Below are 16,957 nucleotides of genomic sequence, written 5' to 3'. Positions count from 1 at the left end.
ACGGCCGGGCATGGTCGGAGCCGCCGTCCGGAACGCGTGGTACGGCTTCGGGTACTGCTCGCCAGAAGGGCATTCGGGCTCGGAAACGGCCCCCGCCGTCCCACACCGCTGCGCGTCAGCTCCGGATTCACACCGGATTCCCCCATCTGGCAGCCCAGGACGCTACCCGAGTGGTCAAGGGTCCGCCAGCCGTTCGGAGGGGACGGTCCCCGGGTGTCCGGTATTCGTCCGGTGAGGCACACACCATCTTGACCGCCCGCCCGGATCCGTGTTGCACTCCGGCTGACAGACGCTCAGCACCAGGGGAAGCCGGTCGAATTCCGGCGCTGACCCGCAACCGTAGGCCCGGTTCGTCCCGGGTGAGCCGGAATGCCTGGAGCAGGGACAGACACACGAGGAACGCCGTCGCGGACTACGGCGTGGTCGTCGCACCCTTCCCCACGGCACGGCAGCCGCGCGGGGGCGCATCGCCACGTACGCAGCCGTCCGGCAGGGACGAGGGGCCGCGTGGGGATCGACCAGCAGTCGAAACGGCGGACGAGCAGGAGACAGCGGCTGCTGTCCCTCTTGACCGCTTCGCTTCTGATGCTCGGTGCGGGAGTGGCGTTCTCCACTGCCTCACCGGCGGGTGCCGCCCCCGTCGAGCAGTGCACCGCCACGACCGGCGCCATCGTCGCAGTGGACTTCGGCCCGTTCGGCGGCCCGGTGGTACGCGGCTGCGACACCACCCCCACGACCGGCTACGAGCTGCTGCACGAGGGCGGGTTCAGCACCACCGGCACCGTCCACGACGGCGACGGATTCATCTGCCGGATAGGCAACGGTTCGTTCGACACCGGCACGGAGTACCCCACTCCGGACAAGGAGGACTGCGTCCTCACCCCGCAGGCCACCGCGTACTGGTCGTACTGGATCGCCTCGCCCGGACAGAAGAACTGGACCTACAGCCCTCTCGGCGCCATGTCCCGCACCCCCGAGGACGGCGACGTGGACGCCTGGGTGTTCGGCGGTACCGACGTCGGCGGCACCACCGGCAAGCCCACCTTCTCTCCCGACGACGTACGGGCCGGGGGCGGTGTTCCCACCACGGACCCGACCGGTCCGACGAACCCGCCGACCGTGCCTCCCGGCTCGGTCGACGTGGCCGCCGCCACCCGCTGGCTCACCGGGAACCTGACGGACGAGGAGCGTGTCGTCGACGCGGGCACCACCACTGCGAACCACCTGCTCACCACCGAGGTCGTCTACGCCCTGGCCGCCGCCGATCCCAGGAGCCCGGCGGCGCGGAGGGCCGCCGCGTTCCTGGCCGCACCCGCGCAGACGGACGCGTACGCGTACCCGGCGGGCAGGGACGGGATTCCCGACGTCTCGGCCGCCGCACGTCTGGCGCTCGTGGCCGAGGCCACCGGCAAGGACCCGCGCGACTTCGGCGGGCACGACCTTCTCGGGGACCTCGTCAAGTACGTCTGCCCGAGAGACATCGGTGACGGCGAGACGATCCCCGGTTGCCTCACCAAGGGCGACTTCCGCACCACCGGGCAGGCCGACGCCCAGGCCATGGCCGTCATCGCCCTGCTGAACGGCGGTGTGGTGCCCCCGGCCGACGCCGTGACCCGGCTGACCGGGCTCCAGTGCGAGGACGGTGGATTCACCGGCATCCTCATCCGGGCCGGTGAGTGGTGCGACAGCGACGCGAGCTCCACCGGACTGATCACCCTGGCCCTCAAGCGGGCCGGCGGCCACGACGCGGTGGTCGGCAAGGCGCGGGCCTATCTCAAGAAGTCCCAGCTCCCGACCGGCGCCTGGCCCTCCGCGTCGTACCTGACGACCGGCAGCACGGGCCCCACCGGCTGGGCGGCACAGGCCCTGCGCGCCCTGGGCGAGACGACCCGGGCCGACGCCGGTGTCTCCTGGCTCTCCAGGCAGCAGCTCCCCGGTGGCGGCTTCGGCTTCGAGCAGGGCGAGACCGAGCCCCGGTTGTTCGCCACCACCCCGGTCGTCGTCGCGGGCGCCAAGAGCGACCTGGTCGCGCTGACCACCGAGAAGACCGACCTGCCGACCATTCCTCCGGCAGGTGGCGGGCCCGACCTGAAGAAGGGCACGGCCTACCTCACCGATCACGAGCGGCTGATGCAGGGCCACTACTACGAGAACGCCGAAGGATCCGGATTCGCCGACTTCGGCATGACCATCGACGGCGCCTACGCACTCGCCGCGACCGGCCACGACAACACCGCTCTGCGCACCATCGTGGACTTCCTCGACAAGGGCGGCAAGGACGGCAAGGGCCGCGACATCCACGACTGGACGCTGATCGGCACCAAGTACGCGGGGGGCGGCTTCATCGGCAAAGCGGCCCTCCTGGCCGAGATCGTGGGCCGCGACCCCCGCGACTTCGGCGGGCAGGACCTGATCGGCGCGCTGGCCGAGGCGGTCTGTCCGGCGAAGACACCGACGCCGCGCCCCTGCGCGGCCAGGGGCAACTACACCTACGCCACGTCCGTCTTCTCCCAGTCCCTCGGCGTCATGGCCCAGGTCCGCGCGGGCGAGACGGCCGCCGCGGCCGAACCGATCGCCTATCTCAAGAGCCTTCAGGAGCCCTCGGGTGCCTGGCCGAGCCTGATCGGTGAGAAGAGCGACGCCGAGGTCGACTCCACCGCGATCGCCGCCATGACCCTGGACCTGCTGCCCGACGCCGCCTCACAGGCGGCCGTGGACAAGGCCCTCGCCTGGCTGGCCGGCCGGCAGCTGGCGGACGGCGGCTTCCCCGGTGCCTCGGGCAACTCCGTGAACTCCGCCGCTCTGGCGGTACAGGGACTGTCCCTCGACGCCACGAAATACGCGGGCGGCATCGCCGAGGCCTGCAAGTTCCTGGCCTCTCAGCAGAACGCCGACGGCGGATTCAATGTCGTCAAGGACGGCCGGTCCGGATCCGACGTCCGCGCCTCGACCCAGGCCGTCGGCGGCGCCACCGGCATCTCCTTCGGCACCCTCACGCGCAGCCTCGACGGCACAGCGCCGGAGCCCACACCCAGCAACTCCGGCCGGCCGTCCGGCTCGCCTCCGGCGCCCGACATCGTGACCCCGGGCGAGGAGACGGGCGGAGCGGGTGCGGACGGCAGCCCGGGTCCGGGCGGCGGCCTGGCCTCCACCGGCACACAGATCGGCGGCCTCGCCGCAGCAGCCGTGGTGCTGGTACTCGGCGGCTGGGGCGCGACCCGCGCCGCCCGGCGCCGCCGCGAATCCACCGGGAGCGGGGCATGAGGCACAGTCGTGTCCTGCGCGCCCCGGCCCGTACCGCAGTCGCCCTGGGGCTGACGGTGGCGGCGTTCACCGCCACCACCGCCCCGGCCGGGGCCGCCCCGCAGCCGATGGGCCGGTGCACCACCTCCTCGGGTGTGGTGCTCGCCGTGGACTTCAGCCATTGGGGCGGGCCCGTCTACCGCTCCTGCGGGTCCACTCCCACCACCGGTTACGAGCTCCTCAACCAGGGCGGCTGGCGGACCACCGGAACGGGCCACGACGGCGCCGCCTTCATCTGCCGCATCGGGTACAGCGGGCATCAGGGCGGCAAGCAGTACCCGACGCCGAATCAGGACGACTGCGTCCTGACGCCGCCCGCCTCCGCCTACTGGTCGTACTGGCACGCCGATCCGGGGCAGAGCACCTGGGAGTACAGCCAACTCGGCGCCATGCTCTACAAGCCGAAGCCCGGCAGCGTGGATCTGTGGATCTTCGGCGGGACGAACATCGAGGGCACCCGGGGCCGTCCCACCATCACGCCCGATCAGCTGCGCGCCAAGAACACGAGGCCCACCGGCGGCGGCAAGCCCGTCCCCGAGGACACCCGCACCGCGGCGCCCCTTCCGCCGAACGCCGACACCGGCCCCGCACCGGAGAACCCGCCCCCGGCGGGCCCGAAGCCACCCGCGACGACGCCACCACCGAGCCCCTCGGCCTCGCGGAGTGCGTCGGCCTCGGCGAGCCCCGCCGGAAGCGCCTCGCCGGCCGCCTCAGCATCGCCGCCGCCCAGCACGCCCGCTTCCGGCCCCGGAGTCGTCGACGCGGCGCCCGCGGCCGACGCGAAACACGACGTGGGCTCGTACCTGCCCGCCCTGGCGACCGCTGTGCTCGTCCTGCTGATCGGCGGTTCCGCCTGGTATGCGGCGAAGCGCCGCCGCACGGAGTAGCCGCGTGCCCCGTACCGCCAAGGGTGCGGCCGGGCCGCCCGCGTCCGGCCTCGCGCCGGACCGGGTCGGCCGCAGGCTGCCCCGTACCCTGCACCCCGTCGCCTGGTGGATCTGGGCCCTGGCCCTCGCCACCGCCGTCAGCCGTACGAACAACCCACTGCTGCTGCTCCTGGTCCTCGCGGTCCTCGGACACGTCATCACCATGCGCCGGACGGACGCGCCCTGGGCCAGAGGCTTCAAGTACTACCTCTGCCTGGCCCTGACCGTCGTGGCGATCCGTGTGGTCTTCCGCGCCGTCTTCGCCACCGGCATCACGCCCCACGACCACTTCCTCTTCTCGCTCCCCCACATCCCGACCCCCGGCTGGTACGCGGGCATCCGACTCGGCGGTCCGGTGTCCCTGGAGGCCTTGCTGTCGGCCGCGACCGACGGGCTGCGCCTGGCCTGCATGCTCTGCTGCATCGGTGCCGCCAACACCCTCGCCAACCCCAAGCGGGCCCTGCGCGTACTGCCCGGAGCCCTGTACGAGCTGGGCGTGGCCGTCACCGTCTCCATCAGCGTGGCACCCCAACTGGTGCAGAGCGTCCAGCGCGTGCACCGGGCCCGGCGGCTGCGTGCCGGGCGCTCCAAGGGCCTGCGAGCCCTGCGCGGCATCGTCGTCCCCGTCCTCGAAGACGCCCTCGAACGCTCCCTCCGGCTGGCCGCCGCCATGGACTCCCGCGGCTACGGACGCGCCGGGACCGCCACTCGCCGCTCCCGCCGTGCGACCGGCGCTCTCATGCTGCTCGGCATGTGCGGCCTGTGCGCCGGCGCCTACGGGCTTCTCGACGCCACCGCCCCGGCCGTGCTCGGCTTTCCCGCCCTCGCGGCCGGCGGACTGCTGTGCGTGGCCGGACTGCGCCTCGGCGGGCGCAGGATCACCCGCACGACCTACCGGCCCGACCCCTGGCGGGCCGCCGAGTGGGCCGTCGCGGGCTGCGGGGTCCTGTCCGCCGTGCTCCTCTTCGCCAAGGCCGGCTTCGACGCGGCCGAGCTGAATCCCTCCATCTATCCGCTCGGCTGGCCGCCGCTGCCACTCGTCCCGGCCGTCGCGATCCTCCTCGCGGGAGCCGCCGGATTCCTGGCCCCGCCACCGAGCACTCCCGTCCGTCCGGCCGTCCCCGCGCAGCGCACCGAGGAACCCAAGTGATCACCTTCGACCAGGTCACCGTCCAGTACGAGGACACGGCCGGACCCGTCCTGCGGGACGTGAACCTCACCGTGGAGGAAGGCGAACTCTGCCTCGTCGTGGGGCACACCGGCGTCGGCAAGTCCACCCTGCTGGGCACCGTCAACGGCCTCGTCCCCCACTTCACCGGAGGCACCCTCTACGGGCGCGTCACCGTGGACGGACGGGACACCGCGGACCATCCGCCCCGCGAACTCGCCGATGTCGTGGGCGTCGTCGGCCAGGATCCCCTCGACAGCTTCGTCACCGACACCGTGGAGGAGGAACTCGCCTATGCCATGGAGCAGTTGGCCGTTCCCCCGGCAACCATGCGCAAACGCGTGGAGGAGACCCTCGACCTGCTCGGTCTCGCCGATCTGCGCCATCGCGCCCTGTACGAACTCTCCGGAGGCCAGCAGCAGCGCGTCGCCATCGGCTCGGTCCTCACCGCCCACCCGCGGGTGCTGGTCCTGGACGAGCCCACCTCCGCCCTCGACCCGACCGCCGCGGAGGAGGTCCTGGCCGCCGTCACCCGGCTCGTCCACGACCTCGGTGTCACCGTCCTCCTCGCCGAACACCGCCTGGAGCGCGTCGTCCAGTACGCCGACCGTGTGATCCACCTCCCCGGCGGCGGTCACGTCGTCTCGGGCCCGCCCGCCGAGATCTTCCGTACGTCGTCCGTCGCACCGCCCGTCGTCGAGCTCGGCCGTGCCGCCGGCTGGTCCCCGCTCCCCCTCTCCATCCGCGACGCCCGCCGGGCCGCAGCACCGCTGCGCACCCGGCTGGCCCACGTCGCTCCCCCAGCGGTGCGGTCCGTTCCCGAAGAGGGCCGCACCGAACTGCTCACCGCGCGCGGCATCACCGTGACGTACCGGGGCGTTCCCGCCGTCCGTGAGGTCGATGTCGATCTGCGCGGCGGAGAGATCACCGCCCTCATGGGCCGCAACGGCTCCGGCAAGTCTTCCCTGCTCTGGGCTCTCCAGGGCTCCGGTCCACGCAGGGCGGGCTCGGTGGCCGTGGGCGGGCCCGGCGGCCCGAAGGCACAGGACCCGGCGAAGGTTTCAGCGGCAGCGGCCCGTCGGCTCGTCGGTCTGGTCCCGCAGACTCCCACCGACCTGCTCTACCTGGAGAGCGTCAAGCAGGAGCTCGACCAGGCCGATTCCGAGTCCGGGGTCGCGGCGGACGGGACACCGGCCCGCGCCGTCCTGGACCGGCTGGCGCCCGGCATTCCCGACACCACTCACCCACGCGACCTGTCCGAGGGCCAGAAACTGGCCCTTGTCCTGGCGATCCAGCTCGCCGCCGCCCCACGGGTGCTGCTGCTGGACGAGCCCACGCGCGGTCTGGACTACCGGGCCAAGGGTGAGCTGATCGGCATCGTGGACCGGCTGGCGGCCGAGGGGCGGGCCGTAGTGATCTCCACGCACGACGTGGAGTTCGTCGCGCGGGCGGCCGACCGCGTCGTGGTCATGGCCGAGGGTGACGTCGTGGCCGACGGCCCCACCGGCGAGGTCATCGTCGCTTCGCCGGTCTTCGCCCCGCAGACCGCGAAGATCCTGGCCCCCCTGCCCTTTCTCACCGTGGACCAGCTGGCCGCCGTACTCCCCGCTGACAGAACGGACCCCGACTCGTGAGCACCTACACCGCGGCCATCCGCATCCGTGCCCGGGCCGGGGTCGTCATCGCCATGGCTGCCTTTCTGGGCGTCGTCGCGTTCTTCTGGCCGTTTCTCGTAGCACCTGGCACGTTCGGCTCGAACTACGCCCCGCTCCTGATCTTCGGCGTTCTGCTGGTGATCGTGCTCTGCGTGGTGGTCTCCGAGATCGCCGAGGGCGGCATCAACTCCAAGGCGCTCGCCATGCTGGGCGTGTTGTCCGCCGTCAACGCGGCCATCCGTCCCCTGGGCGCGGGCACCGCCGGCATCGAGACGGTGTTCTTCATCCTCGTCCTCGCGGGCCGGGTATACGGTCCCGGTTTCGGCTTCACTCTCGGGTGCACCTCCCTCTTCGCCTCCGCGCTGATCACCGGCGGCGTGGGCCCGTGGATGCCGTACCAGATGTTCGGCTGCGCCTTCGTCGGCATGCTCGCCGGATTCCTTCCCAGGGTGGCCGGCCGCGGAGAAGTCCTCATGCTCGCCGTCTACGGCTCGCTCTCCGGCTACTTGTTCGGCTTCCTCCTGAATCTCTCCTTCTGGCCCTTCTCCCTGGACCCGAACAGCTCCATCGCGTACTTGCCGGGGCTCCCGTTCACCGAGCAGTTCCAGCGCTACATCGCCTTCGACCTGGCCACCTCCCTCGGCTGGGACACCGGCCGTGCCGTCACCAACCTCATCTGCATCACCCTGGCCGGCCCCGCTGTCCTCACGGTCTTCCGCCGCGCCGCCCGCAAGGCCCGCTTCCAGGCACCGATGCGCTTCGCGCGCCGCGACGCGGGCGCGGGCTCCGCGACCGGTTGAACCCCGGCCGACTGCACCCTGCCGCCCGCCACACACCGCACCGTACGATCGAGAGGAACGGGGCATCCTGCCGACACCCGTTGCCCGGCGCACCTCCTTCTTGCCCAGCGCCGATCGTCACACCGGCTCGCTTCGCTCTTCCGCGTGAAGTGCAGAGAAGCACCGGCCGGTACAAGAACCGGCCCGTCCGGCGTACGCGGGTCCAGCAGCCATCGAGCGGATCGCCCAGCACGCCGGCCACCGCGGTCCGGCATCCCATGTGTCGCGTCCGCCTGCACGGCCGTGAGCCGGCCGCTTTCCACGGCTTCGTTCTCCCGACCCGGCTCATGAGGATAATCAGCCCTGATGCGCGCAACGACGCCTCATAGCCGCACTCATCGCTGGTGCGGCTCCAGGAGAAACCAATAGTTCACCGTGGGGCCCTGCGCAGCGAGCCCGCCTCCGAGGGACTCGTGGAGCGACCGGACCGCCACGTTCTCCGCCCCGGTGGTCAGAGACACCTTCGTGGCTCCACCCTTCACCCCGGCCTCCATGAAGGCACGAAGGAGATCCCGGCCGATACCCTTCCGCGGCGGGAGCTGCCGCCGGCATCCCATTCCTGCGATCCGCGTCCCAGGGGGGTGTGCCGTCCGCCGGATCGGTCGCGGCCACACGAGGAGCATTTTCGGCTGACAGATAGCCTGCGTCCTCATGACGCGCACTTGGATCCTGCCGACGCTGCTTGTGCTCTGCGGCTCATTCGTCTCGACCGGACTGCTCCTCAGCGGGAGCCCCGGCGAAGCGGCAGCGGTCCTGCTGGTGTCTGTACTGCTCGCAGGTGTGAACTCGCCTCTGGTTTTCCCGAGGTCGATCGGTGCGACGGAGGCGCAGCGCCGCAGCGCGGTCGATGGCCGGCCGGTCGTCTTCTGGCGGCCGGGCTGCACGTACTGCATACGACTGCGTATCCGGCTGGGCCGCAACGCCCGCCGGCTGCACTGGGTCAACATCTGGCGAGATCCGGCAGCAGCCGCGGCGGTGAGAGCGGCCAACAACGGCAACGAGACCGTGCCGACCGTCGTCGTGGCGGGTCGGCCACACACCAACCCCGACCCCGAATGGGTGCGCGAACAGCTCTCCTCTCCCGCGTGAGCGGAGAAAGGACCCGCTCGGCTCGCCGCTCAGCCTCCGGCGGCCGAGCATCCCGGTCGGCCTTCGAGTGCTCCGGTTGTCCGACGTGACCTTCACCGGCACGGTGCGTGAGGGGTCGCACCGGGCCGGTGGCACGTCGGCGCGGTGCATGACGACCCCACTGTGTCGGTGGGGCATCGGCCGTCTTGCGGGCCTGTCGTTGATCCATAGGCGATGTGTCGGCGGCCGCTGAAACCGTGGGGCATCAGGTTGCCCGCACAGCAGCCGCGGCCGCAGCCGCAGCCGCCTTCAACGCCAAGGGAGTCCCCTCGCCATGTCGTCCGCATCCTCTGCCCCGCCCTGGAATGTCGAACGGCTTCCACGCGCCGACGGCAGCACGTTCCTGGTCACCGGTGGCAATGCCGGCATCGGGTACTTCGTCGCGGAGCAGCTTTCGGAAGCCGGCGCGACCGTCGTGCTCGGCAGCCGGAATCCCGCGAAGGCCGAGGCCGCCACGGCCTCGATCCGTGCGCGCGTCGCCGGTGCGCGGGTGCTGTCCGTACGGCTGGACCTCGCCGACCTCGGTTCGCTGCGAACGGCGGTGAAATCACTGGAGGTCGAACGCCTTGACGCGGTGATCCACAACGCCGGCGTCGCGCTTGACGACCCGCCGCGCAGGGAGACCGACGACGGTCACGAGCTCATGTTCGGGACGAACCACCTCGGGCACTTCGCGTTGACCCACTGGCTGATGCCCCTGCTGTCGGCTGCGCCGGCGGCTCGTGTTGTGACCATGGGCAGCTTCGCGGCGAAGTCGGAACGACTCGACCTGGACGACCTGCAGTCCTGGCATGACTTCCGGCCCAAGCGCACCTACGGACGTTCCAAGTTGGCGCAGATGCATTTCGGTCTCGAACTCGACCGTCGCCTGCGCGCCGCCGGCAGCACGGTGACGAGCGCGGTGGCCCATCCCGGCGGCGCGCTGGACTCCCTCACGCCGTCGCGGCCGTCGGTCCATGTAAGTACCACCGGCGCACGGTTGAGCGCAGCGCCTGCGGCTCTCCTCGTCCAGGGCAAGCATGCCGGCGCGTGGCCCGCGGTCCGGGCGGTGCTCGACCCTGCCGCGCAAGGAGGCCAACTGTGGGGACCGCGCGTCTTCGGCCTGCGCGGCAAGCCCCGAAATGAACCGATATGGAGCCACCTTGCCGACACCTCCGTCGCGGCGCGGTTGTGGGACGCGAGCTGTGAACTGACCGGCGTGGACCCCGGTGCCGTCCCGGGATGACCCCAGGCGCGCCGACGGACAGGCCGGATGCTGCGGGGCATCGGGCGGGCGGCCCTTCACCTACCCTTATTGCACATTGGTTGCATTTGATAGTGGTAGGCAGGAGAGTGGGACGTGGAGTCTCCAGTGGTGCTCGGTATTGAGTCCTCGTGCGACGAGACCGGCGCCGGCCTCGTACGCGACGGGCGTCTGCTCGGGCATGCGGTGGCGTCGAGCATGGACGAGCACGCGCGTTTCGGCGGAGTGGTCCCGGAGATCGCCGCGCGGGCGCACCTCCATTCCTTCACGCCTGTCGTCACGGAGGCCCTGGACCGGGCGGGGCTGGAAATGGCGGACATCGGCGCGGTGGCCGTGACGACCGGGCCAGGCCTCTCGGGCGCGCTCCAGGTGGGACTGGCCGGGGCGAAGACCCTGGCGTTCTCGCTGGGGGTGCCCCTGTACGGAGTGCATCACCTGGCCGGTCATGTCGCCGCCGACACCCTGGAGCACGGGCCGCTGCCCGATCCCTGCATGGTCCTGATCGTCTCCGGCGGACACACCTCTCTGTTGCTCGTACGGGATCTGGCCCGGGATCCGATCGTGCACCTGGGCGACACCATCGACGACGCGGCGGGCGAGTGCTTCGACAAGGTGGCCCGGGTGTTCGGCCTGCCGTATCCGGGCGGGCCGGCCATCGACCGCAGCGCGCGGGAGGGCGATCCGCGCGCCGTGGCGTTCCCCCGGCCGCTGACCGGAGCACGCGACGCGCGCTACGACTTCTCCTTCTCCGGGCTCAAGACCTCCGCCGCCCGCTGGGCCGAGCAGCACCGGCTGCGCGGCGAGGAACTTCCGCTCGCGGACGGGGCGGCCTCACTGCAGGAGGCCGTGGCCGACGTGCTGACGCGCAAGGCGGTGGCCGCCTGCCGCGAGCACGGCGTGGGAACGCTGGTCGTCGTCGGCGGGGTGGCCGCCAACTCCCGGGTGCGCGCTCTGGCGGAAGAACGCTGCCGCGCCGCCGGGATCGTGCTGCGAGTACCGCCGCTGAAGCTGTGCACCGACAACGGGGCGATGATCGCGGCCGTCGGTGACCTGCTGGTCCGGGCGGGAGCCGAGCCCGCCCCGCTGGACGTGTCCATCGACCCGTCCGCCCCACTGGAGTATGCGGCACTGCACCCCATTGCGCTTGCTGCCGTGAGGGCGGCCTGAACGCCGTGACCGCCGGCCGGGTTCCGGGCGCGGAGCCGTCGAGCCGGGCGGAGGCAGGTACGGGGGTGCACGGGGGGTGCACGCGGACGCGTTCGGCGCCCGGCCGTGGTCGAAGGACAACCGCGGCGCCGGCAGGTTCGTCCGGAGGACGGCCGGCGACATGACGCGGCCCGGGTTCGCAGCCGCCCTAGCCGCATCGGGGAATGTGATCGCGGGCTGCTCTACCGGCTGAGCCGGGCCATTCCGTCGGTTTTCCCTGCCGGGGCGCCGACATCCACACGCAGCCGCCGCTCCGGGCACCGGGCGCACCGCCTCGTGACTCTGCGGTGGCCGGGAGGCCGGGAGGCCGGCGAACCGAACGCGTGGGCTCGTGCCACGCTACGGGGCCGCGACCGGCCGGAGGTCCTCGCGGGCCGGGGCGACGACGGCGGGGCGGGCCCACCCGCCCCGCCGACCGGCTCGCTCGGCCGGGTGACACGGGTTGCGACGGCGTGATGCCTGTGCGTAAGTAGCAGCGGACCCATGTCACGTACGCACCACAAGCGCACAGCCCTTTCCCGACGTTGCGACCCCAGGGGAGCCTTCGTATGCCCGACGCCACCGCGGATTCGGATCCCGCCGCGGCCCAGCCCGTCGTCGCGCCGCTGACCAGCGCCGCACTCATCCTGGTCGCCACGATCGAGCCCGGTGGCGAACCCGCCGTGCGCGAGGTGCTGCCCGATCTCGCGGCCTTCGCCCGCTCCATCGGCTTCCGGTTCCCCGACGCCGGTCTGGCCTGTGTGACCGGCATCGGCTCGGGGGCCTGGGACCGGCTGTTCGACGGACCCAGGCCGGAGCAGCTCCACCCGTTCCAGGAACTGCACGGCGCCAAGCACCATGCGCCGGCCACCGCGGGGGATCTGCTGTTCCACATCCGGGCCGAGCGGATGGACGTGTGCTTCGAGTGGGCGACCCAGCTGCTCGACCGGCTCGGCGGGGCGGTGACCGTGGTCGACGAGACGCAGGGGTTCCGCTACTTCGACCACCGGGACCTGCTCGGTTTCGTGGACGGCACGGAGAACCCGGTGGGGGCGGACGCCGTCTCGGCGGCCCTGGTCGGCGCCGAGGACCCCGACTTCGCGGGCGGCAGCTACGTCATCGTGCAGAAGTACCTGCACGACCTCACGTCCTGGAACGCGCTGAGCACCGAGGAGCAGGAGCGGGTGATCGGGCGCACCAAGTTCGACGACATCGAGTTCGCCGACGACGCCAAGCCTGCCGACTCGCACATCGCCCTCAACACGATCACCGACCCGGACGGCACGGAGCACGACATCCTGCGGGCCAACATGCCGTTCGGCAGTTTCGGGCAGGGCGAGTTCGGCACGTACTTCATCGGCTACGCCGCCGATCCGGGGATCACCGAGCAGATGCTGCGCAACATGTTCCTCGGCAGTCCGCCCGCCACCCACGACCGCATTCTCGACTTCTCGACCGCGGTCACCGGCACACTCTTCTACGCCCCCGGCGCCGACTTCCTCGACGCGCCGCCGCCCCCGCCCTCGTCGGCCGGGGCCGACACCGTGCCGGAGCCCGCGTCCGCGCCGGTGACGGCGAAGACCCCGGCCCCGGCCGCTCCGGCCGACGGTTCGCTGCGCATCGGCAGCCTGCAAGAAAGCGCCCAGTGATGAACAATCTCCACCGCGAACTAGCCCCTGTCACGGAAGCCGCCTGGGACCAGATCGAAGAAGAGGCCCGGCGCACCTTCAGCCGCCATGTGGCGGGCCGCCGGGTCGTCGATGTCACCGGTCCGGACGGCCCCGAACTGGCGGCCATCGGCGACGGCCATCTGCGCGACATCGATCCGCCCACCCCGGACGTGATCGCCCGGGCCCGCACCTCGGTGCCGGTCATCGAGTGGCGCGTGCCGTTCACGGTGACCCGGTCGGCGGTGGACGACGTCGAGCGCGGATCGGACGACAGCGACTGGCAGCCCGTCAAGGACGCCGCCCGCACCTGTGCGTTCGCCGAGGACATGGCGATCATCGACGGCTACGCCTCGGCCGGGATCACCGGCCTGCGGGACGGCTCCTCGCACGCGCCGCTGACACTTCCCGCCGATGCCCGGGACTACCCGGCCACCGTCAGCCAGGCGCTGACCCAGCTGCGGCTGTCCGGTGTCGACGGCCCGTACCGGCTGCTGCTGGGTGCCGACGCCTACACCGAGGCGACCGAGACCTCCGACCACGGGTACCCGGTCGCCACCCACCTGGCCCGGCTGCTGGACGACCAGATCCTGTGGGCGCCCGCCGTCACGGGCGGGGTACTGCTGTCGACCCGAGGCGGCGATTTCGAACTGCGCCTGGGCCAGGACCTGTCGATCGGCTATCAGGACCACGACGCCACGAGCATCCGGCTCTACTTCCATCAGGCGTTCACCTTCAGGATGCTGACGCCCGAGGCCGTGATCCCGATCATCGCCTGACCTACCGCCCCCGGTGTCCGGTCGCCCTGACGTTCCAGGTCAGTGTGTCGGTGGCCAGGGCGCGGACGGCGGGGTCGCGGATGGCGTCCGTGCGGTCGACGGCCTCGGCGGTCACCCGGTGGCCCCGGCCGTCCGCGCGGACGCCGAGCGCTGCCGGGGTGGGCGCGGTCCGTCCACGCGCGGACACCCTCTCGACGCCGTCCACGTACCAGCGCAGCTCCGGCCTGGCGAGGCCGGGCCGGTGGGTGCGGGATCCGGCGGCGGTCCCGGCCACGGAGGTGCCGAGGTCCGCCAGGCTCACCGCGATGCGCCGGCCCGGACCGATGGGGTTGTCGGTGTCGACGGTGCTACTCAGCACGTTGCCCGCACGGTAGAACCCGGCGATCATCGCCTCCCGCCCGGGCAGGTTGAACTCGGTGTTGCTCAGCTCCCGCATGATCGACGAGTCGGTGGGGCGGTTGAGCCCGAGCGGGTAGTAGGCGCTGCCCTCGAACGTACCGACCGTGCCGCCCGCCGGATCGCTCTGCCCGAGCCAGCGGTACCACTTGGCCTGCTTCTCGGTGAGCTGCGCGGCGGTGTAGGTGGTGGAGTTGATCCCGCCCGGCTCGCCGCCGGTCCACGTCCCGTACTCGGGATACGTGTACTCGTCGTCCAGCAGGCCTACCGAGTGCCCTATCTCATGGGCGGCGATCAGGCTGGACGAGGCATGGTCGGAGGAGAGGGTCGAGACCCCGTTGAAGGGGCGGCCCTCGGCCAGGAGACCGGAGTAGCCCGCGCCCCCGTACTTGGTGGAGTTGGCGATCACCACCACCAGGTCGGCGGCCGGCGCCTTCGCGGCGTACGCGGCCACCCTGTCGATGTCGGTGCAGATCAGCCGCTCGATGTCGGAGCACCAGAAGTAGCTGCCGAGCGCGGTGTCCTTGACGGTGTCCGCACCGGGATCGCCGCTGATGCCGGACTCGTTGGAGACCGCGTCGACGGTCCATACATTGAAGAGACCCTGGTAGCTCTTGTAGGGCTCCAGGGCGGTGATGTCGGCCCACTTGGCGGTGGCGTCGGCGTGGAAGTCGCCCTGCTGGCCGGCCGTGTAGCCGTCACCGATGATCACGACGTCCAGCCGGTCGTCGGACGGACCGGTCACCGCCTGTTCGCCCACCGTGCCATCGACGGTGGCCTCGGCCGCGCTCAGCGGCGCGGGTGACTTCCCTTTCCGTACAGGGGTGTTGGCGGGAACCTCGACGGTCCGGCCCGAGCCGCCGGGGTCGGGGAAGTACTCGGCGGCGACGCGCTGTCCGCCGCCGGAACCCGAAGGAGCGGCCGTGGCCGGCGTGGTGGCGGCGGTCGCCGCCAGGAGGCCGGCGAGGGCCAGCCCTGCCAGTGCTCCTGCCGCGCGATGCGTGTGGGGGCGTATTCGCATGGACAACTCCTCGGGATCCGGGGGCTTGCAGGGCACGGACGACACGTAACCCATGAGTTAATTCGACTTAATGCGCTGCTTAACCTAGAGGCGTACGGGGCTTCGAACAAGGCCCGAAAGCCCGGTGATTGAGGCACCCAACCGGGAATTTACGATGCATGGACCGTATTTCGGGGCGGGCTGGGCGGAAGGGGCGGCACGATGGACGAGAAGCACACAGCGAGCGGGGGCGCGGGGGCCGGCGACGACCCCGGAGCCATCGGCCGCCGGGTCCAACGACTGCGCAACGAACGCGGACTGACACAGCGACAGCTGGCCGAGCCCGCCTACACCCCCGCCTACATCTCCACGCTGGAGGCGGGCCGGGTGCGCCCGTCGGAGGCGGCCGTACGCCACCTCGCGGACCGGCTCGGGGTCAGCTACGAGGAACTGGCGACGGGGCGCCCCGCCCATCTCGCGACCGGTCTGCGGCTGAGGCTGGTCGAGGCCCAGCGGACGCTGGCCACCGGTGCGGCCGAGGACGCCGCCACCGCCTACGCGGGCCTGCACGCCGAGGCCGTCCGGCACGGGCTCCCGGACGAACGCGCCGCGGCGACGCTCGGGCTGGGCCACTGCGCACTGGAGACGGGCGATCTGCCCGCGGCCCGTGAGCACTTCGAGACCGCGGAGAAGCTGCTGGCCGGCACCCCGCTCCCCCGGCGCGCCCCGGCCGTCCGGGGCCGAGCCGTGGCCCACCTCCTGGCGGGCGAACTCCGGTACGCCTGCTATCTGCTGGAGAGCGCGATCGACGAGCTCAACACCTCGGGTCTCCAGGATCCAGGCGCGCTGCTGCTGCTGTACACGGCCGCGATCGCCCCGTACATGGACATGGGCGCCCATGCGCGCGCCGCCCAGGCGGGTGAGCTGGCGCTGGCCCTGGCACCACAGGTGTCCGATCCGGAGCTGGTGGCCGGACTGCACCGGAGCGTCGCCCGTACGCTCATAGCGGCGGGCCGCACCGCGGAGGCGGACGCCTCACTGGCGAGGGCCGCCGAGATCTACCAGCAGTTGCAGATCCGTACCGAGCTCGCGCACTGCCACTGGATGCGGGGGTATGTACACGCGCAGGACGGCGACCTGGCCGGCGCCGAGACCGAATTGCGCGCCGCCCGCGACATGCTGGCGTCGAAGCGGGCCGCTCTGTACACCTCCCAGGTCGAGGTGGAGCTGGCGGATGTGCTGCGCCGGCGCGGAAAGAACACCGAGGCCCGGGAGCTGCTGCACCGACTCCTCGGCGAACTGCACCCGGACCGGGGATCGGTACACGCGGGCGGCGCGCACCGGCTGCTGGGACTGATCCACGAGGAGGCGGGCGAGCTCGATTCGGCGGAGGAGCACTACGTCACCGCGCTGGCCCTGCTGGAGCGGGCGGGTGCCGCCGGTGACCTCGCGGACATCTGCCGGCTGCTGGGCGATCTGCTGCGGCGGGTGGGCCGGACCGAGGCGGCGATGGACGCCTACCGGACCGGGCTCGGCCACCGGGCGTCCCCCGGGAGCACCACGCTGGGCCCGGCGCCGATCCGCCCGCCCATCGCGTGAGCCCGGCCGCACGAAGGCGGCCCGCCCGTGGTCACCCGCCCTGCTGGGGTGCGGGTTCCGGGGCCGGGG

At 71.9% G+C, this 16,957-nt stretch carries 12 protein-coding genes and 1 riboswitch; of the genes, 11 read left to right on the top strand and 1 reads right to left on the bottom strand.

The genetic code is table 11. The annotated features are described in order from the left end of the window. Positions 1-47 precede the first annotated feature (47 nt). A riboswitch (cobalamin riboswitch) is annotated at positions 48-186 on the bottom strand. A 321-nt stretch (positions 187-507) separates the two neighbouring features. From AADR41_RS09675 to AADR41_RS09630, 10 genes are all read left to right on the top strand, one after another. Next, positions 508-3,264, top strand: coding sequence for a prenyltransferase/squalene oxidase repeat-containing protein (locus tag AADR41_RS09675; protein WP_342280908.1), 2,757 nt, complete (start codon positions 508-510; stop codon positions 3,262-3,264). Then, positions 3,261-4,190, top strand: a complete 930-nt coding sequence (locus tag AADR41_RS09670) for a hypothetical protein (protein WP_342280907.1) — start codon at positions 3,261-3,263, stop codon at positions 4,188-4,190. The genes AADR41_RS09675 and AADR41_RS09670 overlap by 4 nt, the downstream gene beginning before the upstream one ends. Next, positions 4,162-5,379, top strand: coding sequence for an energy-coupling factor transporter transmembrane component T (locus AADR41_RS09665; RefSeq protein WP_446751004.1), 1,218 nt, complete (start codon positions 4,162-4,164; stop codon positions 5,377-5,379). The genes AADR41_RS09670 and AADR41_RS09665 overlap by 29 nt, the downstream gene beginning before the upstream one ends. Next, positions 5,376-7,031: an ABC transporter ATP-binding protein gene (locus AADR41_RS09660; RefSeq protein WP_342280905.1), complete on the top strand. Its 1,656-nt coding sequence runs from the start codon at positions 5,376-5,378 to the stop codon at positions 7,029-7,031. Before AADR41_RS09665 ends, AADR41_RS09660 begins: the two co-directional genes overlap by 4 nt. Further along, entirely contained in the window at positions 7,028-7,852 is an 825-nt protein-coding gene (locus tag AADR41_RS09655; protein WP_342280904.1) for an ECF transporter S component, read from the top strand. The genes AADR41_RS09660 and AADR41_RS09655 overlap by 4 nt, the downstream gene beginning before the upstream one ends. Positions 7,853-8,542: 690 nt before the next feature. Continuing rightward, positions 8,543-8,980 (top strand): glutaredoxin domain-containing protein, encoded by a 438-nt coding sequence (locus AADR41_RS09650; protein ID WP_342280903.1) that lies wholly within the window; start codon positions 8,543-8,545, stop codon positions 8,978-8,980. A 313-nt stretch (positions 8,981-9,293) separates the two neighbouring features. Then, on the top strand, positions 9,294-10,244 hold the full coding sequence (locus AADR41_RS09645; RefSeq protein WP_342280902.1) for an SDR family NAD(P)-dependent oxidoreductase: 951 nt from the start codon (positions 9,294-9,296) through the stop codon (positions 10,242-10,244). A 114-nt stretch (positions 10,245-10,358) separates the two neighbouring features. Continuing rightward, positions 10,359-11,429 (top strand): tRNA (adenosine(37)-N6)-threonylcarbamoyltransferase complex transferase subunit TsaD, encoded by a 1,071-nt coding sequence (gene tsaD, locus AADR41_RS09640; RefSeq protein WP_342280901.1) that lies wholly within the window; start codon positions 10,359-10,361, stop codon positions 11,427-11,429. Between the two features lie 587 nt (positions 11,430-12,016). After that, positions 12,017-13,096, top strand: a complete 1,080-nt coding sequence (locus AADR41_RS09635; RefSeq protein WP_342280900.1) for a Dyp-type peroxidase — start codon at positions 12,017-12,019, stop codon at positions 13,094-13,096. Further along, positions 13,096-13,893, top strand: a complete 798-nt coding sequence (locus AADR41_RS09630) for a family 1 encapsulin nanocompartment shell protein (RefSeq protein ID WP_342280899.1) — start codon at positions 13,096-13,098, stop codon at positions 13,891-13,893. Before AADR41_RS09635 ends, AADR41_RS09630 begins: the two co-directional genes overlap by 1 nt. 1 nt (position 13,894) lies before the next feature. Here the strand turns inward: AADR41_RS09630 and AADR41_RS09625 are convergent, their stop codons facing one another. Continuing rightward, positions 13,895-15,310 (bottom strand): M64 family metallopeptidase, encoded by a 1,416-nt coding sequence (locus AADR41_RS09625; RefSeq protein WP_342280898.1) that lies wholly within the window; start codon positions 15,308-15,310, stop codon positions 13,895-13,897. 201 nt (positions 15,311-15,511) lie between these two features. Between AADR41_RS09625 and AADR41_RS09620 the strand changes: the two genes are divergently transcribed. Further along, on the top strand, positions 15,512-16,888 hold the full coding sequence (locus tag AADR41_RS09620) for a helix-turn-helix domain-containing protein (RefSeq protein WP_342280897.1): 1,377 nt from the start codon (positions 15,512-15,514) through the stop codon (positions 16,886-16,888). The last annotated feature ends 69 nt before the right edge of the window (positions 16,889-16,957 follow it).

The sequence above is a fragment of the Streptomyces sp. CLV115 genome, assembly GCF_038448545.1.
Classification (GTDB): domain Bacteria; phylum Actinomycetota; class Actinomycetes; order Streptomycetales; family Streptomycetaceae; genus Streptomyces; species Streptomyces sanglieri.
The sequence above is the reverse complement of the archived record's forward strand: the minus strand, read 5'-3'. Positions and strand labels throughout refer to the sequence as shown.